The sequence below is a fragment of the Streptomyces sp. NPDC024632 genome (assembly GCF_055559175.1).
Genome location: NZ_JBVHLD010000002.1, coordinates 38,154 through 57,459, shown reverse-complemented (window position 1 = coordinate 57,459; position 19,306 = coordinate 38,154). Strand labels below are relative to the sequence as shown.

General features: G+C 72.7%; 18 protein-coding genes. 12 read left to right on the top strand and 6 right to left on the bottom strand.

Features of this window, described 5'->3' with window-relative positions; genetic code table 11:
- Positions 1 to 19: 19 nt before the first annotated feature.
- From ACZ37P_RS03665 to ACZ37P_RS03640, 6 genes are all read left to right on the top strand, one after another.
- The gene (locus tag ACZ37P_RS03665; RefSeq protein ID WP_355346989.1) at positions 20 to 523 is read left to right on the top strand and encodes an ATP-binding protein; all 504 of its coding nucleotides are present in this window, start codon (positions 20 to 22) and stop codon (positions 521 to 523) included.
- Between the two features lie 386 nt (positions 524 to 909).
- Positions 910 to 1,653 carry a peptidase gene (locus ACZ37P_RS03660; protein ID WP_391162263.1) on the top strand — a complete coding sequence of 248 codons (744 nt, stop codon included), beginning with the start codon at positions 910 to 912 and terminating at the stop codon, positions 1,651 to 1,653.
- A gap of 126 nt (positions 1,654 to 1,779) precedes the next feature.
- Complete coding sequence (locus tag ACZ37P_RS03655; protein ID WP_467344696.1) at positions 1,780 to 3,141, top strand: beta-xylosidase; 1,362 nt, start codon at positions 1,780 to 1,782, stop codon at positions 3,139 to 3,141.
- A gap of 315 nt (positions 3,142 to 3,456) precedes the next feature.
- Positions 3,457 to 4,590, top strand: a complete 1,134-nt coding sequence (locus tag ACZ37P_RS03650; RefSeq protein ID WP_467344694.1) for a DUF916 domain-containing protein — start codon at positions 3,457 to 3,459, stop codon at positions 4,588 to 4,590.
- 1 nt (position 4,591) lies between these two features.
- Positions 4,592 to 5,881, top strand: a complete 1,290-nt coding sequence (locus tag ACZ37P_RS03645; RefSeq protein ID WP_467344692.1) for a hypothetical protein — start codon at positions 4,592 to 4,594, stop codon at positions 5,879 to 5,881.
- The gene (locus ACZ37P_RS03640; RefSeq protein WP_467344691.1) at positions 5,878 to 7,191 is read left to right on the top strand and encodes a hypothetical protein; all 1,314 of its coding nucleotides are present in this window, start codon (positions 5,878 to 5,880) and stop codon (positions 7,189 to 7,191) included. The genes ACZ37P_RS03645 and ACZ37P_RS03640 overlap by 4 nt, the downstream gene beginning before the upstream one ends.
- A gap of 279 nt (positions 7,192 to 7,470) precedes the next feature.
- On the opposite strand, the gene ACZ37P_RS03635 is transcribed toward ACZ37P_RS03640, so the two are convergent.
- On the bottom strand, positions 7,471 to 8,022 hold the full coding sequence (locus ACZ37P_RS03635) for a PIN domain-containing protein (RefSeq protein WP_391162256.1): 552 nt from the start codon (positions 8,020 to 8,022) through the stop codon (positions 7,471 to 7,473).
- Positions 8,019 to 9,140 (bottom strand): helix-turn-helix domain-containing protein, encoded by a 1,122-nt coding sequence (locus ACZ37P_RS03630; RefSeq protein WP_467344689.1) that lies wholly within the window; start codon positions 9,138 to 9,140, stop codon positions 8,019 to 8,021. Before ACZ37P_RS03630 ends, ACZ37P_RS03635 begins: the two co-directional genes overlap by 4 nt.
- Before the next feature lie 242 nt (positions 9,141 to 9,382).
- Here ACZ37P_RS03630 and ACZ37P_RS03625 point away from each other — a divergent pair, with 242 nt between their 5' ends.
- Both ACZ37P_RS03625 and ACZ37P_RS03620 read left to right on the top strand, forming a co-directional pair.
- A complete protein-coding gene (locus ACZ37P_RS03625; RefSeq protein WP_188285980.1) occupies positions 9,383 to 10,057 on the top strand; it encodes a response regulator transcription factor in 675 nt (224 codons plus the stop codon).
- 12 nt (positions 10,058 to 10,069) lie between these two features.
- Positions 10,070 to 11,338 (top strand): ATP-binding protein, encoded by a 1,269-nt coding sequence (locus tag ACZ37P_RS03620; RefSeq protein WP_467344687.1) that lies wholly within the window; start codon positions 10,070 to 10,072, stop codon positions 11,336 to 11,338.
- 111 nt (positions 11,339 to 11,449) lie between these two features.
- Here the strand turns inward: ACZ37P_RS03620 and ACZ37P_RS03615 are convergent, their stop codons facing one another.
- Positions 11,450 to 12,016 (bottom strand): GtrA family protein, encoded by a 567-nt coding sequence (locus tag ACZ37P_RS03615; protein WP_355347007.1) that lies wholly within the window; start codon positions 12,014 to 12,016, stop codon positions 11,450 to 11,452.
- Between the two features lie 290 nt (positions 12,017 to 12,306).
- On the opposite strand from ACZ37P_RS03615, the gene ACZ37P_RS03610 reads away from it, so the two are divergent.
- The 3 genes from ACZ37P_RS03610 to ACZ37P_RS03600 all read left to right on the top strand — a co-directional run bounded on the left by ACZ37P_RS03610 (position 12,307) and on the right by ACZ37P_RS03600 (position 15,278).
- Complete coding sequence (locus ACZ37P_RS03610) at positions 12,307 to 13,440, top strand: 5-(carboxyamino)imidazole ribonucleotide synthase (RefSeq protein WP_391051693.1); 1,134 nt, start codon at positions 12,307 to 12,309, stop codon at positions 13,438 to 13,440.
- Positions 13,433 to 13,972, top strand: coding sequence for a 5-(carboxyamino)imidazole ribonucleotide mutase (gene purE / locus ACZ37P_RS03605; protein WP_355347013.1), 540 nt, complete (start codon positions 13,433 to 13,435; stop codon positions 13,970 to 13,972). The genes ACZ37P_RS03610 and purE overlap by 8 nt, the downstream gene beginning before the upstream one ends.
- A gap of 112 nt (positions 13,973 to 14,084) precedes the next feature.
- The gene (locus ACZ37P_RS03600; RefSeq protein ID WP_467344686.1) at positions 14,085 to 15,278 is read left to right on the top strand and encodes a dipeptidase; all 1,194 of its coding nucleotides are present in this window, start codon (positions 14,085 to 14,087) and stop codon (positions 15,276 to 15,278) included.
- Between the two features lie 24 nt (positions 15,279 to 15,302).
- On the opposite strand, the gene ACZ37P_RS03595 is transcribed toward ACZ37P_RS03600, so the two are convergent.
- Together ACZ37P_RS03595 and ACZ37P_RS03590 are read right to left on the bottom strand one after the other, a co-directional pair.
- On the bottom strand, positions 15,303 to 16,229 hold the full coding sequence (locus tag ACZ37P_RS03595) for a lysylphosphatidylglycerol synthase transmembrane domain-containing protein (RefSeq protein WP_467344685.1): 927 nt from the start codon (positions 16,227 to 16,229) through the stop codon (positions 15,303 to 15,305).
- A 341-nt stretch (positions 16,230 to 16,570) separates the two neighbouring features.
- A complete protein-coding gene (locus ACZ37P_RS03590) occupies positions 16,571 to 16,939 on the bottom strand; it encodes a VOC family protein (protein ID WP_467344684.1) in 369 nt (122 codons plus the stop codon).
- Positions 16,940 to 17,093: 154 nt separating this feature from the next.
- On the opposite strand from ACZ37P_RS03590, the gene ACZ37P_RS03585 reads away from it, so the two are divergent.
- Complete coding sequence (locus ACZ37P_RS03585) at positions 17,094 to 17,648, top strand: CGNR zinc finger domain-containing protein (protein WP_467344683.1); 555 nt, start codon at positions 17,094 to 17,096, stop codon at positions 17,646 to 17,648.
- A 153-nt stretch (positions 17,649 to 17,801) separates the two neighbouring features.
- Here ACZ37P_RS03585 and ACZ37P_RS03580 read toward each other — a convergent pair whose 3' ends face one another.
- Positions 17,802 to 19,142 carry a UDP-glucose dehydrogenase family protein gene (locus ACZ37P_RS03580; protein WP_467344681.1) on the bottom strand — a complete coding sequence of 447 codons (1,341 nt, stop codon included), beginning with the start codon at positions 19,140 to 19,142 and terminating at the stop codon, positions 17,802 to 17,804.
- Positions 19,143 to 19,306: the final 164 nt, after the last annotated feature.

The window sequence follows — 19,306 nt, the reverse complement described above, 5'->3', positions numbered from 1 at the left end:
TCCGTGAGGTGAGGCGCTGATGAGCACCACCCGGCCTTACGCTGCGGACGACCGCGGCTCGGATTCGGGCGAGGGTGAGTCCGACGTGTCGGCGCCCGAGCGGGCCGGTCCCGACGAACCGGTGCGGAAGCTGGCGCTGTCGGGCGAGAGCGGCATTGTGCCGCGCGCCCGTGACTTCACCCGGCAGGCACTGCGCGACTGGGGCTGGCTGCCCGCCGCGAGCGCGGACCGCAGAGCCGCCGCCGAGGACGTGCTGCTGGTCGTCTCCGAGCTGGTCACCAACGCCTGCCTGCACGCGGGCGGCCCCGACGAGCTGCGGCTGCGCCGCAACCCCAAGTCGCTGCGTCTCGAGGTCGTCGACAGCGGCCCCGGCGAGCCGTCGCCCCGTACCCCGCACCGCGCGGGCCGCCCCGGCGGCCACGGCATGTTCATCGTGCAGCGGCTCTGCCTCGACTGGGGCGTGATCCGCGAGGCCGACCGGCCGGGCAAGACGGTCTGGGCGGAACTGGCCGCACCGGCGTAACCGCGACGGCCGCCGCCCGGCGGCCACGACCGGACCCCTCCCGGTCAGGGCGACCTTTCCGTACGGCCGCGCCCGTACGCCCGCACCGGTACGCGCCCGCCCTGACGCGTTCCCGTCCGCGCACGCGTGCTTCCGTACGCCCACGCTCGCCGTCTGTGCGCCCGAGCTCGCCTTCCTCCGCGCACGCGTGCTCCCGTACGCGCACGCACGCCTGCTCCCGTACGCCCACGCGCGCCTTCGCGCGCCTGCGGGTCCGCCTTCGCGCGCCCGGTTTCCGTCGGTGCGACGCCTCTCTTCCCTCTCCGACCTCACCGGCGTACCCTCACGCCAAATCTGATGTGCCGTCAGATCTGCCGGTGCGGGTGGCGGCGGAGGGAGATGGGCCGATGAGCAGGACCAGGGCGGGTTTCGTGGTGGCCGGGATAGCGGCGGGGGCGGTCGTCATGACCGGCGCCCCAGCCGCGCAGGCGGCCACGGTGAACGTCAACTACCACTGCAAGACGCCGATCGGCGACAAGAGCGCGGTCTCGCCGATCGACATCGCGGCCACGCCCAGCGGCTCGTCGTACCGCCTGAAGATGACCTTCCAGAAGGGCGTCTCGTCCAGTCCGATCGAGCTGGGCAAGGGGGCGATGAACCCGCACGCGACGATCCTGCTCGGCGGCGCGGACAGCGGTTCGCTCACGGTGACGGGACCGTCCAACCCGGCCCCGATCCCGGCCAACACGCCGATCAAGATCACCGATCTGTCGGGCACGTACACCCCGAAGGCGAGCGGCAAGGTCACCTTCACGCCCGGCGTGCTGACCATCCTGGCGCTGGGCACGACGACGACCTGCACGGCCGATCCCAAGCCGGGGGTGTCGCTCACCCTCACCGTCAAGGCGGCGGGCGGATCGAGCGGTTCCGGCGGGTCGAGCGGTTCTGGCGGATCGAGCGCGTCCGGCGGTACGACGGGCTCCGGCGGCTCGTCGGGTTCCGGCGGTACGAGCGGAGGTTCGAGCGGCAACCTCGCGCAGACCGGCTCCGACGACGGCGTGGTCGCCCTCGGCACCCTCGGCGGCACGGTGCTGCTGTTCGGGGCCGGTGGCGCGCTCTGGCTGACCCGCCGCACCCGGCGCCGCGTCTGACGACCTGACGGATCGTCAGATACGGTCGGCGCTCTCCATTGACTTCTCTTGACCGCCCGGCCTCAATGGCCACCGTCGGCGCGGGAAATGGGACGCCGCGTCATGAATACGGATCAAGGGGACGACATGAACGCTCATTCGCGCAGGGCGCCGGGCCGCCGAGGTCCACGAAGACCAGCCACCGTCGCGCGCCGGCTCGTGGCGGTCGTCGGTACGGCGGCGCTCGTCGTCGGCGGCGGGACGGTGCTCGCCGCCTCGGCGCACGCCAACACCCCGGTCGACTTCGCCACGCACTGCGTCCCGCCGGCCGTCGCCGGGCTGCCGCCCATCGACGGCACGTCCACCGCCACGGTCACCGTGGACGACTCGACGCCGAAGGTCGGCGACACCGTCCACGTCACCTACACGCTCAGCCGGGCCGCGGCGAGCAACCCGACCGACATCGCCCTGCCCGCCGACGTGGTCACACCGCACGCCGTCGTGGTGCTCGGCGGCGCGCAGACCGGCGCCGTCACGGTGGACGGCCCCAAGAGCAACCCGCCGATCCCCGGCAAGGGCGCCTTCCCCGCGCTGGTCATGCACGGCAGCTTCACCGCCACCGCGGCGGGCACGATCACGCTGTCGCCCGGCGACTACACCATCCACACCAGCTACATCCTGGAGCTGGACACCGTCTGCACCGTGACGAATCCGCCCGCGCCGGTCTCCGAGACGGTCACGGCGAGCGGCTCGGTGCCGACCAACAACCGTGCCATCGCGCTGAGTTCGGCGTCCGGCGACCGGGGTGCGGCGGTGAGGGTGACCGGCAGCCACTTCACCGAGGGTGCCACCGTCACCGTCGCGGGCCGCTCCGGCGCCGACGGGACGGCCGACCGTACGACGGCCACCGCCGACTCCTACGGCGGCTTCACGGCGTCGCTCACCGTCAACGACCCCGCGACCACCGGGATCGTGGCGTACGAGGGCGGCGCGTACGACCCCGCGACCGCCGCCGGACCCGCCGCGTACACCGTCAATGACAACACCCCCGTACCGCCCGGCGCGCAGAAGGTCACGGCGTCGGTCGTCCCGGGCACGCTGTCGATGACGCAGGCCGGTGACACGGTCACCATGACGCCCGTCGACTTCGGCACGGGCGGCACGTCCAGCGGCGCGCTCAGGACCGTCACCGTCACGGACTTCCGCGGCGGCTCCACCGGCTGGTCGCTCACCGGCAAGGTCAGCGACTTCACCGGCCCGGACGGGTCGCGGATCGGCGCGGACAGGCTCGGCTGGACACCCGCCTGCGCGACCGCGACGGGCAGCCCGAGCAACTGCGTGGCGGGCAGCGCCGGTTCCGTCGGCAGTACGGGAGCCACCCTGGCCTCCGCGCCCGACGCCGCGGCGACCGGCGGCGAGTTCACCGTCGACGCCGGTCTCTCACTCGACATTCCGCGGTTCAGCCCCGCCGGAACCTACTCGGGAGTCTTGACCCTGACCCTGACCTGACGCACAGTCAGATACTGCTGCCGACCGAGGGAGTTGACGAGGATGTCGTGGTCGCGAGCACGGTCGTGGTCACCGCCGCCGTCCCGGTCCCGCCCGCGCGCCGCCCGGGTCGGGACCGACGCGCGGACGCGTACGCGGATACGCGTGCGGCCCCGTCCGCCGCTTCCGGACGTGCCCGCGGGCACACCTGCGGGGACACCCGCGGGCACACCTGCGGGCACACCTCCGGGCGTACTTCCTCGCGGACGGGCGCGGGCGCGGGCACGGTCCGCGGCGGCCACGGGCCTGCGCGCGCTCACCGCGACCGGGGCCGTCGTGGCGGTCGGCCTCGCCGCTCTCCTCGGCCCGGCGGCGGGACCGGCCGGCGCCGCCGACAACGGGCGCTGGTCGGTCTTCCCCGCCCCCGCCGCGGGCACCGCCGACCCCAGTGCCACCGGCCAGGAACGGCAGTTCTTCACCCTCCAGGCCGACCCCGGCACCACCGTCAAGGACAAGGTGTCGGTCTCCAACCTCTCCACCGCGCCGATGACCTTCAGGCTCTACGGCGCCGACGCGTACAACACCCCGCGCGACGGCGGCTTCGCCGTCCGGGGCCCCGACGAGACCAACCGCGACATCGGCACCTGGATCCGGCTCGCCAAGACCACGCTGACCGTGCCGCCGCGCACCCGCGCCGACATCCCGTTCACCCTCACCGTCCCGGCCAACGCCTCGCCCGGCGACCACCCCGGCGCGATCGTCGCCCTGGACACCCGGACCGACGAGGGCTCGGGCAAGGTCGCGGTCGGCGTGCGCCGGGCGGTCGGCGCGCGCGTCTACCTGCGGGTCGGCGGGCCGAGCCTGGCCGCGCTCTCCGTCGAACACCTCACCGTCAGCCACGGCGACCCGCTGCTTCCCGGCACCGGCAGCACGGCCGCCACCATCCACTACACGCTGGTCAACCGCGGCAATGTCACCCTCTCGCCGCGCCTGGCCGTCAAGGCCACCGGCCTGTTCGGCCGCACCCTGCTCAACCGCCCGGCCCGCGACCTGCCCCTCGAACTCCTGCCGGGACAGCAGGTCAGCCTCACCGAGAAGTGGGCGGACGCCCCGGCCTTCGACCGCGTCTCGGTCCGGCTGACCGTCAGCACCGCGACCGGCGGCGTCGACGAGCGCGGCACCGCCTCGTACCTCGTCGCACCCTGGCTCGCGGTGGCGCTCGTCCTGGCCGGACTCGCGGTGTCGGCCGTCTGGTACGTACGCCGCCGGCGGTCGCGGCACCCGGCGGCGGAAGCCGCTGAGGCGGCGGCATCTGGCGCAGGGCCGGACGCGGTGCCGGACGCTTCGGATACGTACACGGGCCCCGGTCCGCGTGCGGGCACGGGCGGGGACACCGCCTCAGGTGCGGATACGGGTGCGGACTCCGGGCCCGGCACCGCCGTCATCGGCGCGCCGACGGGCGGGAGCTGACGTGCGGGCGACGCGAAGCGGGCTCCTGGGACGGCGGTTGGGCCTCGGGCGGCGGGCACGGCTCCGGCGGCCGGTCCTCGCCTTCCTCACCGCCCTTGTCCTGACGGCCGGTTCGGCCATCGCGGCACCGGCAGCGCTCGGCGCGCCCGCCGACTCCGCCGTGCTCCGCGCGCCCGCCGCCGCCACGGCGCCGACCGTCGTGGCGCACCCCGGCGCGGCCCGCCCCGGCGGCGACGTCACCGTGGTCGGCGCGGGCTGGAAACCCGGCACCCTGCTGGCCATCCTGCTCTGCGGCCAGGACGCGATCGGCGGCACCAACTCCTGCGCCAACGCCTCCGGCCGGGCCGTCACCACCGACGCGGCGGGGAAGTTCAGCCGCCGGCTGCCGGTCGTGGCGCCGCCGAAGCCGTGCCCCTGCGTCATCCACGTGTCCACGGTGACCGGTGAACAGCTCACCGTGGACGCGCCGTTCACGGTCACAGGACACCCCACCGCGCCGCTGCCCGCGCGGACCGGCACCGGCAGGCTCGCCGTACTGACCGCGCGGCTGCGCGGCGGCGGCGGACTGCTCACCTGGTTCGGCGCGCCCGCGCACCGCACGCTCGTGTTCACCGTCGGCAATCTGGGCTCGGGCGCCGTCAAGGACCCGGCCTTCGACGTCGGCGCCTCGCACGGCGTCTACGCACCCCAGTGGGACCGCCAGCAGTGGCACGGCACGGTCGCGCCCGGCGGCAAACAGCGGATCGGCTTCCCGGTGGAGCTGGGCTCCGGCGCGCACGGCGCGTACACCGTGCAGCTGCGCTACGGCGGAAAGGTGCTGGTCACCGAGGCGTGGTCGGTCGGGCGGCCGTGGGGCGTCACCCTCTTCTGGATCCTGCTCTTCCTGGTCGTCCCGGCCGCCGTCTTCCGGCTCGGGATGCTGGCGGTCGACCGGCTCAGGCCCGGCGCGGTGGCCGCCGTGCCCGGCGGGCGGCCCGCGTGGCACCCGGCGACCGTACTGGCCCACCTGCCGCTGAAGGCCGCCGTCCCGCGCGGACGCCACGCGCCGCCCGGACCGCCGCCACCGGCCTCCGCGCCCCCGCCGCCCTCGTACGCGCCGGACGCGGGCCCGCTGCCCTGGTTCACCCACGGCGCCCTGCCCGCTCTGCGCGGCTCCGTGCCGCCGCGCTCCTCCGACTCCGACTTCGACTCGGGGTCCGGCTTCGGGTCCGGCTCCGGGCCCGGGTCCGGGTCCGGGTCCGGGTCCGACGAGAGCCCCGCCCCGAGCCCCCCTTCGAAAGGAAGCCCGTGACCATACGACGAAGCGCGTCCGCGGCCGTGGCCGCCCTGCTGCTCGGCGGCGGATCGGTGCTGATGACCGCGGGGGCCGCGCACGCCGCGGAATCCGACTTCGCGACCAGGTGCGTGCCCCCGGCCGCGTCAGGACTCGGCCCCATCGACGGCACCACCAAGGCCGACATCACCGCGCCCGCCACCGCCAAGGTCGGCGACACGGTCACCGTCACCTGGAAGACCGTCCAGGCCGCCTCCAAGAACCCCGACATCATCGACCTGCCCGCCGACAAGGTGCAGCCGTCCGGCAAGGTCACCCTCGGCGGCGCCCAGACCGGCACCCTCGACGTCCAGGGACCGCGCCGGAATCCGGCCATCCCCAAGAACAGCGAAATGAAACTCTCCGACATGACCGGCACCCTCAAGCTCACCAAGGCCGGTGACATCACCCTCTCCCCGGGCGCCTACACCATCAACGTCAGCTACCCGATCTCCACCGACACCGTCTGCACCCCCACGGCCGCCGTGCCGGTCGCCACCACGATCAAGGTGACGGAGGGGGACGCGACTTCCGGCGGTACGACGACGGGCGGCACGACAACCTCGGGCGGTACGACGACGGGCGGCACGACAACCTCGGGCGGTACGACCACCGGGGGCACGTCCGGCGGGACGGGCGGCACCTCGTTCAAGGGGACGTCCGTGGACGTGCCGTACGCCTGCAAGACGCTGATCGGTGACAAGTCGGCCACCTCGAAGGTCGAGATCGACGCGGCGAAGGCGTCCTCCGGCTACGACCTCACCGTGAAGTTCGGCAACAGCGTGATGGACAGCCCGAGTCCGATCAGCAAGGGCATGATCACACCGAGTATGACCGTGCTGCTCAGCGGTGCCCAGACCGGCTCCCTCACGCTCACCGGCTCCCCGAACAGCACCGCCTTCGCCCAGAACGCGCCCATCACCATCGACGACATCAAGGGCCGCTTCGTGCCCGGCAAAACTGGCAAGGTCGGGCTGAGCCCCGGCACTCTCGTCATCAAACTCACCGACGGCGGCACCGCCGTCGCCACCTGCACGCCCACGAAGGCCGCCCCGGTCTCCCTCACCCTCGACACCACCGCCGCCCCCGGCGGCGCCACCGGCTCCACGACCGGCGGTTCGAGCACGACCGGCTCCACCACGGGCTCCACCACGGGCGGCGACCTCGCCGCCACCGGCTCCGACGCCAACGGCCCCCTCCGCGCCCTCGGTTACGTCGCCGCCACCGCCCTCCTCCTCGGCGCCGCCGTCCTCACCTTCACCCCCTGGCGCCGCTTCCTCCGCCGCTGACCCGCGCAGGACGGCCCGCGACATCAGCCGGGCGACGGGCTGTTGTCGCGGCCCGCGGGATCACGTAGCGTCGGCCGACGTGAACACCGGACCGGCGCTACGCGCGGCTGTGTGAGCGCGCCGTCGAGTACGGCTTCAGCGGCGAGGGTGTCACAGGCGGTGCTCGGACAGTTGGGAACACGACTGTGCCGACACGTCGTCGAACGATCCGGCCGATTCGGTTGTGACTGCCCGTCAAGCGAGGTTCCGCGGGAGCGCCCGCTGAAGTTTTCGTCCCGGTCAGATGGGATCAAGCAGTCCTTCGGCTCTGGCCCACTCGATGAAGTCCGAGCCGTCGCACGGCAGAAACGCCTCCGCGTCCCGTAACGCGTCGACGACCGCGCAGGCTTGGTGCTCCGTGAGGAGGCCGCCGCGCAGGCCGTGGCAGATCAGTTGGAGCGTAGTCGAAACCGGTACCCCATGGGCGATCGCGACGTTCCGACCGGCCCGGTCGTCGATGACGGCGGTGCACCCGTGTAGTTGGGCGTAAGCGAGAGTGGCTGCTTCACCAAGGTCCTTGGTGTCTCCCGTGCCGCCACCGAGACGGTTGTGGAACGCACTGAACAATGCGAGGAATTCCAGCGAATCGTCGTTGGATTCGGTCAGCCACACCTGGGCTCCCACCAGGTGCAGACGGCTGTGGCGGGCGGCTCCGCGCCGGATCTCGTGCGCGACGGCGTTGGTCAGCAGGCAGGTTCGGCCTTCGACGAGTTTCGCCAGCACCTCCAGTTGACCGGAACGGGCGAAATAGTTCAGCGGCGAGCTGTCGAACACCAGGCTCGTGTCCGTCATGGCAGGAAGGCTCCGACTTCCCCGCGCAGCGCCTCCAGCGGAACCGGGTGGGGCTGGCCGAGGTCTTCCCTGTGCAGTTGCTTGTCCCGGATGATCTCAAGGGAGCGGGTGGCGGAGATCTTGTAGGTCCGGTAGGCGTGCACGGCTGCCGCTCTGACACCGGTGGGCACATGGCCCTCGGGCAGTTCTTCCACGACCTGTATCCCCGCCTCCATGTAGTCGGCGCGCGTGGGTGAGCTTCGATCGAGGCTGCGGTACTCGTCGCTGTCGATCGCTTCGTAGCCGCGCAGTTGGCGCAGGGCCACGGACCAACTCACCCGGTACTCGGCTGCCAGGACGATGACGGCCGGACGCAGTCTGTGCTCCTCGCGCAGTTGCCGGTAGCGGTCGGTGGCACCAGGCGGGAAAAGGAGGGCTGCGGCGAAAGCGTCGATGGCACGTTCGTGGTCGCTGGTGTCGACGCCCCAGTCGGCGGAGTAGGCGTCGGCGAGGATGTGGTGCCCGAATTCATGGGCCAGGGTGCTGCGTCGTCGGCCCGCGTCCAGGGTGCTGTTGATGACGGCGACTCCGAGGTCGCCCAGGGCCGCGTAGCACCCATCGACCCCCTGCGGCCCGATCGGGGTGGACCAGGCGTAAAGACCTGTCCGCTCCACACAGTTGGCCAGGTTCAAAAGCGGCTTGCCGGGGTCTGCTCCCAGCCGGAACCGGGCATCGCTCGCGGCCGCGAGGACGGCCGGGGCGTCGTCGGCGGTGAAGGGAGCGACCGGTTCACCGCGGCTGGCCGTCCCGAGGGCCGCGGCGTCGACCAGCGTGCGCAGATCACGCAGACAGTCCTCCAGTTCGTACTCGCCTGCTCTGTCGTCCCGCTGCGTCGGCTGGGCACGCCTGCTGGCCACGACCGGCGCGGGTGGAGTGACGAACCATGACAGGGGCCGGTCCAGCGCGGTACCGATGGCCGCCAGTTCAAGCGAGTTCAGCTTTCTCCCGCCGACTTCGATCTTCGCGATGGCGGACCGGTCCATGCCGGTGGTCTCCGCCAGTTGTTCCTGGCTGAAGCCACGGACGGACCGTGCCTCTGCGACTCTCGCGCCTACGTCGGCCCACGTCCACTCATCCATTGTTCCAATATCGCACAACGCGAAGGGCTGAAACCAGCGGGCGAGGCTCACCGGCCGGGAGCGCCGGCCCTTTCCGATGTGATGTGGTCCCGCTCGCGCGTTCCTCTGCCGTCTTCGCCCCTCCTCGTAATCCCTCCTGCGGCCCCCGGAATCCGGCCGCCGCAGGGGGCGCGGCGGGTGGCGTGGGGCGGCTCTTCGTACCACCGCCTCCCCGGCGCCCGGTGCGGACTACCATCAAGCCCATGACCCGCGTACTTCTCGCCGAGGACGACGCATCCATCTCGGAACCGCTCGCGCGCGCACTGCGCCGAGAGGGCTACGAGGTCGAGGTGCGCGAGGACGGACCCACCGCTCTGGAGACGGCACTGCTCGGCGCCGTCGATCTGGTGGTGCTCGACCTGGGCCTGCCCGGCATGGACGGCCTCGATGTGTGCCGCAGGATCCGTACCGAGGGACACACCTTCCCGGTGCTGGTCCTCACCGCGCGGGCCGACGAGGTCGACACCGTCGTCGGCCTGGACGCCGGCGCGGACGACTACGTCACCAAGCCGTTCCGCCTGGCGGAGCTGCTGGCCCGGGTGCGGGCGCTGCTGCGCCGCGGCACCACCGAGTCCACCCAGCCCGCCACCCACGGCGTCCGGATCGACGTCGAGTCGCACCGGGCGTGGATGGGCGACGACGAGCTCCAGCTCACCGCCAAGGAGTTCGACCTGCTGCGCGTGCTCGTACGCGACGCGGGCCGTGTCGTCACGCGGGAGCAGCTCATGCGCGAGGTCTGGGACACCACCTGGTGGTCCTCGACCAAGACGCTGGACATGCACATCTCGTGGCTGCGCAAGAAGCTCGGCGACGACGCGGCCAGCCCCCGCTACATCTCCACCGTGCGCGGCGTCGGCTTCCGGTTCGAGAAGAACTGACACGCTGGCTCCATGCGCCGCCGTCTGATCTCCTCCACGCTGGCCGTGGTGCTCGTCGTGATCGCCGTCTTCGGGATCTCCCTGGTCATCGTGGAGACCCGGACGATCGAGAGCAGCGCCCAGGAGAGCGTGGACTCCGAGGCGGTGCGCCTGGTCGGCATCGTGGAGAACCGCATCCTGGCGGGGGAGAGCATCACCGCCAAGGGCCTGGACCGGCAGATCGCCGCCGACCGTTACGCGGTGGTGCAGGTGCCCGGCCACCCCGAGGTGACGCTCGGCGACAAGCCCAAGGGGCGGGTGCTGGCGTCCCGGCAGTCCGGCGGCCACGGCGAGAAGGTGCTGGTCGAGGAGCCGCGCTCCAAGGTCAGCCAGGAGATCGGCCGCACCCTGCTGGTGATCCTGGCGGTCGCGCTGCTCGCGGTGCTGGCCGCCGTGATACTGGCCGTCCTCCAGGCCCGCCGGCTGGTCAGCCCGCTCACCGATCTCGCCGAGACCGCCGAGCGGCTCGGCTCCGGCGACCCGCGCCCCCGGCACCGCCGCTACGGCGTCCCGGAACTGGACCGGATCGCCGACGTCCTGGACGCCAGCGCCGACCGGATCGGCCGGATGCTCACCGCGGAACGACGGCTCGCGGCCGACGCCTCCCACCAGCTCCGTACGCCGCTGACCGCGCTGTCCATGCGGCTGGAGGAGATCGTGGCGACCGCCGAAGACCAGGAGGCGGTCAAGGAGGAGGCGACGATCGCGCTCGGCCAGGTCGAGCGGCTCACCGACGTCGTGCAGCGGCTGCTGACCAACGCCCGCGACCCGCGCAGCGGCTCCGCCGTCGACTTCGACCTCGACGAGGTGATCAAGCAGCAGGTCGAGGAGTGGCGGCCCGCGTACCAGAACGAGAACCGGACCATCGCGCGCTCCGGCACCCGGGGGCTGCGCGCGGTCGGCACCCCCGGCGCGGTCGCGCAGGTGCTCGCCACGCTGATCGAGAACTCGCTGATGCACGGCGCGGGCACCGTCACCCTGCACACCCGCGTCACCGGCAACCAGGCCGTCGTGGAGGTCACCGACGACGGGCAGGGCGTGCCGCCGGACCTCGGCGGGCGGGTCTTCGAGCGGACGGTCAGCGGGCGCAACTCCACCGGGCTCGGCCTCGCGGTCGCCCGCGACCTGGCGGAGGCGGACGGCGGACGGCTGGAACTGCTCCAGCAGCGGCCCCCGGTCTTCGCGCTCTTCCTGTCCCGCGAGATCCCGTCGCCGCCGCCCCGCGCGGACGTCGTGAGCTGAGGACGTCGTGAGCTGAGGCGGCCGGAAAAGAAACGGCCGGAAAAGAAACGGCCGGAAGAGAAGCGGCCCCGTCGAGCGGGACGAGAAGCGGCTCCCCGGAAGAGAAGCCGCTCAGTTGAAGCGGTCGTCTTCCCTGGCCGCCGCGGCCTGCCGGGCCCTGACAGCGGCGCTGGCGGTCGCACCGGACGCCTTCGGCCCCTTGCCGTCGGCCAGGAACGCCTCGGCCTGCTCCACGGCCTCGCGCGCGGGCAGCGCCCGGAAGACCCAGGTCCGGTAGGACCAGAAGCGGAAGAGCGTGGCCACGCCGATGCCGACGAATTTGAAGATGTTGGCCTGGAGCGAGCTGTCCCAGCCGAAGCCGTACACCGCCGTGTAGAGCACGCCGTTCTCGATCACCAGGCCGATGGCGCTGAAGAAGAGAAAGAGGCTGAGCTCCTTCGTGCGGCCCGCCTTGTCGCGGTCACGGTAGGTGAAGTACCGGAAGCCCACGTAGTTGAAGGCGATGGACACCACGGTCGCCAGGATGCTGGCCCGTACGGTCTGGAGCTCGGTGCTGTGCCGCACCAGGTTGAACACCCCGATGTTGACCAGCACACCGGCGGCGCCGACGACCCCGAACTTCGCGATCTCGCGGTACAACAGCCGCAGTCGGGAACGCAGCTCTCGCAGTCCGCTCATGGTGATCGCTCGGCCCTGTCTGTGGAAGGTGGGGGGCGGGTGCCGTCATGGGTGGGAACGGGGTGGAATCCGCTGAGAAACCGGGTGCCGAGGGGGCACGGTCGGTGTCCCTGCGTGTCGCCCCGTGTCTCCGTGTTGTCTCCACCACATGTTAACCGTGCCGTACGGAGCTACGTCGATCGGAGCCGGTCATTCGTGTCCCCGCGTGGCGGATACCCTGGTGGCACCCCCTACGAGTACCAGCCCGCGCACCTCCGGCAGGAAAAAACGTGACATTCCCGGTAGTCGGCATGATCGGCGGCGGCCAGCTCGCCCGCATGACCCACGAGGCGGGCATCCCGCTCGGCGTCAGGTTCAGGATTCTCAGCGACACCCCTCAGGACTCGGCGGCCCAGGTGGTCGCCGACGTGACCGTGGGTGACTACCGGGACCTCGCGACCCTGCGGGCCTTCGCCCAGGGGTGCGACGTGCTGACCTTTGACCACGAGCACGTACCGGCCGAGCACCTGCGCGCCCTGGAGGCGGACGGCGTCGTCGTACGCCCGGGGCCCGACGCGCTGGTGCACGCCCAGGACAAGGGCGTCATGCGCGCCCGCCTCGCCGAGATCGGCGTGCCCTGCCCGGTCAACCGCATCGTCACCGACCCCGCCGACGTCACCCGGTTCGCCGAGGAGCAGGCCGGGGGCTACCCCGTGGTCCTGAAGACCGTGCGCGGCGGCTACGACGGCAAGGGCGTGTGGATCGCCCGCTCCGAGGCCGACGCCGCCGAGCCCTTCCGCGCGGGCGTCCCGGTGCTCGCCGAGGAGAAGGTGGACTTCGTACGGGAGCTGGCCGCCAATGTCGTCAGGTCGCCGCACGGCCAGGCCGTCGCGTACCCGGTCGTGGAGTCCGTCCAGGTCGACGGGGTGTGCGACACCGTGATCGCGCCCGCGCCCGGCCTGTCCGACGCCCTGTCCGCGCGGGCCCAGCAGCTCGCGCTGACCGTCGCGCGCGAGCTGGGCGTGGTCGGCCACCTCGCCGTGGAGCTGTTCGAGACCCGCGCGGCCGACGGCAGCTCCGCCATCCTCGTGAACGAGCTGGCGATGCGCCCGCACAACAGCGGCCACTGGACCATGGACGGCGCCGTCACCTCGCAGTTCGCCAACCACCTGCGCGCCGTCCTCGACCTGCCGCTCGGCGACCCGCGCCCGCGCGCCCGCTGGACGGTCATGGCCAACGTGCTCGGCGGCGACTTCCCCGACATGTACGCGGCCTACCTGCACTGCATGGCCCGCGACCCGGGTCTGAAGATCCACATGTACGGCAAGGACGTGAAGCCCGGCCGTAAGGTCGGCCACGTCAACACCTACGGCGACGACCTGGCGGACGTGCGCGAGCGCGCCCGGCACGCGGCCGACTATCTGCGAGGAACGATCGATGAGTAACCCCGCCGCTTCCGCCGGGAGCCCGCTGGTCGGCGTCGTGATGGGCTCGGACTCCGACTGGGAGGTCATGGAGGCCGCCGCGCAGATCCTCGACGAGTTCGAGGTGCCCTACGAGGTCGACGTGGTCTCCGCGCACCGCATGCCGCACGAGATGATCGCGTACGGCGAGCAGGCCGACGGCCGCGGCCTGAAGACCATCATCGCGGGCGCGGGCGGCGCCGCCCACCTGCCCGGCATGCTCGCCTCCGTCACTCCGCTGCCGGTCATCGGCGTGCCCGTGCCGCTGAAGTACCTCGACGGCATGGACTCGCTGCTGTCCATCGTCCAGATGCCCGCGGGCGTCCCGGTCGCCACCGTCTCGGTCGCGGGCGCCCGCAACGCCGGGCTGCTCGCCATCCGCATCCTCGCCGCCCACGACCCCGAACTCCTCACCCGGATGCGGGAGTTCCAGCAGTCGCTCAACGAGCAGGCGACGGAGAAGGGCAAGCGGCTGCGCGCGAAGGCGAAGGGCGCGGGCGGCTTCGGCTTCTGACCCGCAAGGCGCGTAAGCCCGTAGGCCCGTAGCCCCGCAAGGCCCGCAAGGGCCGCCGCCCTCGGCTCCCGGCCGCCGACGCCAACACCCGCTCCCCACCCGGAGGTACGACGTGGACCACCTGACGCACGCCCGCGAACTGCTCGCCGCCCACCCCGTGGTGGACGGGCACAACGACCTGCCGTGGGCGCTGCGCGAGCAGGTGGCGTACGACCTCGACCGGCTCGACATCGCCGCCGACCAGAGCGACCGGCTGCACACCGACATCCCGCGGCTGCGGGCGGGCGGCGTCGGCGCGCAGTTCTGGTCGGTGTACGTGTCGGTGGAGCTGACCGGCGGCGAGGCCGTCACCGCGACGCTCGAACAGATCGACGTCGTACGGCGGTTGGCCCACCGCTACCCGGCCGACCTGCGGCTCGCGCTGACCGCCGACGACATGGAGACCGCCCGTACCGAGGGCAGGATCGCCTCCCTGATGGGCGCCGAGGGCGGCCACTCCATCGACTGCTCGCTGGGGACGCTGCGCGGCCTGTACGACCTCGGCGTCCGCTACATGACGCTCACGCACAACGACAACACCCCGTGGGCGGACTCGGCGACCGACAAGCCCGTCGCGGGCGGTCTCACCGCCTTCGGCGAGGAGGTCGTGCGCGAGATGAACCGGCTCGGGATGCTGGTGGACCTCTCCCACGTCTCGCCCGACACCATGCGCGCCGCGCTGCGGGTCGCCGAGGCCCCGGTGCTCTTCTCGCACTCCTCGTCCCGCGCCGTCTGCGACCACGTGCGCAACATCCCCGACGACGTACTGGCCGCGCTGCCCGCCAACGGCGGTGTCGCGATGGCGACCTTCGTGCCCAAGTTCATCCTGCCCGCCGCCATCGAGTGGACCGCGGCGGCCGACGAGAACATGCGCGCCCACGGCCTGCACCACCTCGACACCACCCCGGACGGCATGGCCGTGCAGCGCGCGTACGAGGCCGCCCACCCGCGCCCGGTCGCCACCGCGGCCACCGTCGCCGACCACCTCGACCACATGCGGGCCGTCGCGGGCGTCGACCACATCGGCATCGGCGGCGACTACGACGGCACGGCCTTCACCCCCGACGGCCTCGCCGACGTCTCCGGCTACCCGCACCTGATCGCCGAACTGCTCACCCGCGGCTGGTCCGACCCGGACATCGCCAAGCTGACCTGGCAGAACGCGGTACGGGTGCTGCGCGAGGCCGAGTCGGCCGCCGCGGCGATCCGCGCCCGGCGCGGCCCCTCGACGGCGACGATCGCGGCCCTGGACGGCCCGCGCGCCTGACCCCGTGGAGGCGAAGGCGCCGGCTCAGAGCACCTTGCGCCGCACCAGCGCGCCCAGCGTCAGCGCGGCGGGCACCAGCGGCAGCCAGACCGTGACGATGCGGTAGCCGAGCACGGCGGAGGCGGCGGCGGTCGTCGAGGCGCCCGCCGCCACCAGGGCCAGGGCGAGCGCCGCGTCGACCGACCCGATCCCGCCGGGCGTCGGCACGGCCGCCGCCAGACACGTGGCGAGCAGATACGCGAGCGCGACGTGCGCGGCGGAGACCGGTATCCCCAGCGCGAGCGTGACCGCGGCGAGACCGGTGGCCTGGAGCGCGGGGAAGGCCAGCGAGCCGCCCCACAGCGCGAGCGCGCGGGACGGCCGGGTGTGCAGCGTGCGGGCGTCGGTGAGCGCCGCCGCCAGGAAGTCGCGGATCGTACGGCGCAGCGGCCGGAGCAGCGCCAGCGCGAGCGCCGCCGCGCCGAGCACGAGAACGGCCAGCAGCCCGAGGAGCAGCAGCGCGTTGCCGTCGGGCAGCAGGCCGCGCAGGTGCAGCGCGTGCGGGAAGAGCGCGAGCAGCACCAGCAGCAGCGTCACCCGGCCGACGGACTCCGCCAGCGAGTACAGCGCGAGGGCGGCCGAAGAGCGGAGCAGCGGAAGCCCCTGGGTGCGCAGGAAGCGCAGATTGACCGCGCTCGCGCCGATCCCGGCGGGGGCGAGCTGTCCCGCGGCCGAGGCGGCGAACTGCGTGGCCAACAGGCGGGCGGGCGGCAGCGGTTCGAGCACGGTGCCCTGCCGGGCCACGGCGTTGGCGACCCAGCCGAGGCCGGTCGCCGCGAGCGCGGCCAGCAGCCATCCTCGGTTGGCGGCCAGCAGGTCACGGCAGCCGGTCTCGATCAGCGACCAGTGCTGCGACACCCAGCCGCCGACGAGCAGCACGGGTATGAGCCCGGCGAGGGTGCGCCACGGCACCCGCGTACGCCTGCGGGCCGGTCGCCCGGCCGCTTCCCCGGCGTCCCCCTCGTCGGCGTCCCGCTCTTCCCGCCCCTCGTCCCCCTGATGTATTCGTTCTCGCTGCTCCAGTGGTGCGGCTTCCCCCGGTGGTCGTCGCAGGGATGCCCGCAGCCGCAGTGGAGTTCGGAGCATGGCCACCGCTCTCGGTCGTCCCCGCCAGTCACGCGCCTACCGGATCGTAGTACCGCGAGCAGGATGCAACGGCCGGAATACGGCCGGGCGTCGGACGGCCGATGACCAGGGGGCGGAGCGGTGACCGCGCGGCGACGGCGGCGGGGCCGCCGGGGGACGGCGGCCGTTCAGTAGGCGCAGAGGCAGAACGGGTGCCCGGCGGGGTCCGCGTACACGCGCCAGTTGCGCGCGCCGTCCAGGTCGCCCTCCAGGAGCGTCGCGCCCAGCGCGAGCACCTGCTTCTCCGCGCTGTCCATCGCGGCGCGCTCCACGGCGATGTCGAGGTGGAACTGCTGGGGGCGCTCGGGGTCGGGCCAGCGGGGCGCCCGGTGGGCCGGGGCGAGCTGGAAGGACAGGCGCTGGCCGTCCTCGCGGTTGAGGTCGACCCAGTCGTCCTCCGACGCGTCGACCGTGCCGCCGACCAGTTCGGCGTAGAAGGCGGCCAGCGCGCGCGGGTCGGGACAGTCCAGGACGACCGCGCCCAAGGTGCCGATCATGACGGATTCCTCTCGTGGTGGGCTGCCGTGCCACCGGCCGGTGCCGTGGTCACCGGACAGCGGTTAGCGGTGACCAGTACAGCGGTTACCAGTACAGCGGTCTCAGCCGGTAACGGTTACTTCATCATGGCGGAGTGGCGGTAACGTTTCAAGGGTGGAGCAGCCCGGAGAACGCAGTCCCGCGCCTGGACCGCTGCGGCTGGTCCAGGACCTGGTCAACACCGTCGACCTGGAGAGCGGCGACGACGCGCTGCGCACCCCGGCGGAGCTGGCCGCCTGGGCGGGGGAGCGCGGCATCGAGGGGCCCGGCTTCGGCCCCGGAGGGCTCGCCGACGTCCTCGTCCTGCGCGAGGCGCTGCGCGACGTCTGCCAGGCCCACGCGGGCGTCGACATACCGCCCGCCACCCTGGAGGCGCTGGAACGCCTGCTGTCCCGCGCGCCGCTGCGTCTGACCGTCGACGCCGAGGGCGCCGCCGCCGTACGCCCCGCCCCCGGCCTGACCGGACCCCCGGCCCTCACCGCCCGCGTCGCCGCCGCCGTCGTCTCGGCCGTCGCGGACGGCACCTGGCCCCGCCTCAAGGCGTGCGCGGCCGACACCTGCCGGTGGGTCTACTACGACCGCAGCCCCTCGGGCCGCAGCCGCTGGTGCACGATGGCGATCTGCGGCAGCCGCGCCAAGATGCGGGCGTACCGCAGCCGTACGCGCTGAGGCGCGTGCCGCCCGGCCGTTCCCTTCCGGTACGACGGGCCCGTACGGCGGCCCGTACGGCCGGTCATTGACGTGCGCACGTACGAGACACGTGCGCACGTACGAGGGCCCGTACGCGGTGGTGTCGCGTACGGGCCCCGCGGGTGTCGTCGGTTACGCGGAGGGGCGGCCCATCGCGCGGTAGGTCCAGCCGGCCTTGCGCCAGACCGCGGGGTCGAGCGCGTTGCGGCCGTCGAGGATGTGCCGCTCGCGGGCCACGTCGGCGAGGGCGGCGGTGTCCAGCTCGCGGAATTCCCGCCACTCGGTCAGGTGCAGTACGAGGTCGGCGCCGCGGACGGCGTCCAGCGGCGTGGGGGCGTAACGCAGGGTCGGGAAGAGCTGCTTGGCGTTCTCCATGCCCTTCGGGTCGTAGACCGTGACCTGGCCGCCCTGGAGGTGTATCTGGCCCGCCACATTGAGGGCGGGGGAGTCGCGGACGTCGTCGGAGTCCGGCTTGAAGGTGGCGCCCAGCACGGCGATCCGGCGGCCGAGCAGGCTCCCGCCGACCGCCTCGCGGGCCATCTCCACCATGCTGGTGCGGCGCCGCATATTGATGGAGTCGACCTCGCGCAGGAACGTCAGCGCCTGGTCGGCGCCCAGCTCACCGGCGCGCGCCATGAACGCGCGGATGTCCTTGGGCAGACAGCCGCCGCCGAAGCCGATCCCGGCCCTGAGGAATTTGTGGCCGATCCGGTCGTCGTGCCCGATCGCCTCGGCGAGCTTGGCGACATCGCCGCCCGCCGCCTCGCTGACCTCGGCCATGGCGTTGATGAAGGAGATCTTGGTGGCGAGGAAGGCGTTGGCCGCGGTCTTGACGAGTTCGGCCGTCGGGTAGTCCGTGACGATGAACGGCGTGCCTTCTGCGAGCGGTCCGGCGTAAACCTCCCGCAGGAGTGACTCGGCGCGCTCGCTGGTCACGCCGATCACGATCCGGTCCGGGTGCAGCGTGTCCTGCACCGCGAAGCCCTCGCGCAGGAACTCCGGGTTCCACGCCAGCTCCGCGTCCGCGCCCGCCGGGGCCGTCTCGCGCAGCCGCTCCGCCAGCCCGGCCGCGCTGCCCACCGGCACGGTGGACTTGCCGACCACCAGCGCGGGGCGCCGCAGATGCGGGGCCAGCGAGGAGAAGGCGTTCTCCACGTAGCTCATGTCGCAGGCGTACTCGCCGTGCTTCTGCGGGGTGTTCACGCAGACGAAGTGGACGTCGCCGAACTCGGCGACCTCCTCCCAGGAGGTGGTGAAGCGCAGCCGCCCGCTGGAGCCCTCGATCCCGGCCACATGTCTCGCGAGCAGTTCCTCCAGGCCCGGCTCGTACATGGGGACGCGCCCCTGCGACAGCATCTCGATCTTGCTCGGCACGATGTCGAGGCCGAGCACTTCGAAACCGAGCTCGGCCATCGCGGCGGCATGGGTGGCGCCGAGATAACCGGTGCCGATGACGGTGAGCTTCAGAGGCATGCGCAGAGCATAGTAGGGACCGCGCGGACCAAATAGTGGGTGGTCGGGGGGCCGGGGGTCCACAATGCGTGCAGATATCCAAGGGGTGGGTCGAGGGGTGGGGTGCAATCGTGGGTGACGCGAGCGGCAGAGGCGGCGGGACGGACGAGGGGACGGTCCCGACC

Excerpts from the sequence above, each read along its gene's own strand:
- ACZ37P_RS03665 (WP_355346989.1), top strand. The coding sequence starts at position 20 with ATGAGCACCACCCGGCCTTACGCTGCGGACGACCGCGGCTCGGATTCG.
- ACZ37P_RS03660 (WP_391162263.1), top strand. The coding sequence starts at position 910 with ATGAGCAGGACCAGGGCGGGTTTCGTGGTGGCCGGGATAGCGGCGGGG.
- ACZ37P_RS03655 (WP_467344696.1), top strand. The coding sequence starts at position 1,780 with ATGAACGCTCATTCGCGCAGGGCGCCGGGCCGCCGAGGTCCACGAAGA.
- ACZ37P_RS03635 (WP_391162256.1), bottom strand. The coding sequence starts at position 8,022 with ATGACGGACACGAGCCTGGTGTTCGACAGCTCGCCGCTGAACTATTTC.
- ACZ37P_RS03630 (WP_467344689.1), bottom strand. The coding sequence starts at position 9,140 with ATGGATGAGTGGACGTGGGCCGACGTAGGCGCGAGAGTCGCAGAGGCA.
- ACZ37P_RS03625 (WP_188285980.1), top strand. The coding sequence starts at position 9,383 with ATGACCCGCGTACTTCTCGCCGAGGACGACGCATCCATCTCGGAACCG.
- ACZ37P_RS03620 (WP_467344687.1), top strand. The coding sequence starts at position 10,070 with ATGCGCCGCCGTCTGATCTCCTCCACGCTGGCCGTGGTGCTCGTCGTG.
- ACZ37P_RS03615 (WP_355347007.1), bottom strand. The coding sequence starts at position 12,016 with ATGAGCGGACTGCGAGAGCTGCGTTCCCGACTGCGGCTGTTGTACCGC.
- ACZ37P_RS03610 (WP_391051693.1), top strand. The coding sequence starts at position 12,307 with ATGATCGGCGGCGGCCAGCTCGCCCGCATGACCCACGAGGCGGGCATC.
- purE (WP_355347013.1), top strand. The coding sequence starts at position 13,433 with ATGAGTAACCCCGCCGCTTCCGCCGGGAGCCCGCTGGTCGGCGTCGTG.
- ACZ37P_RS03590 (WP_467344684.1), bottom strand. The coding sequence starts at position 16,939 with ATGATCGGCACCTTGGGCGCGGTCGTCCTGGACTGTCCCGACCCGCGC.
- ACZ37P_RS03580 (WP_467344681.1), bottom strand. The coding sequence starts at position 19,142 with ATGCCTCTGAAGCTCACCGTCATCGGCACCGGTTATCTCGGCGCCACC.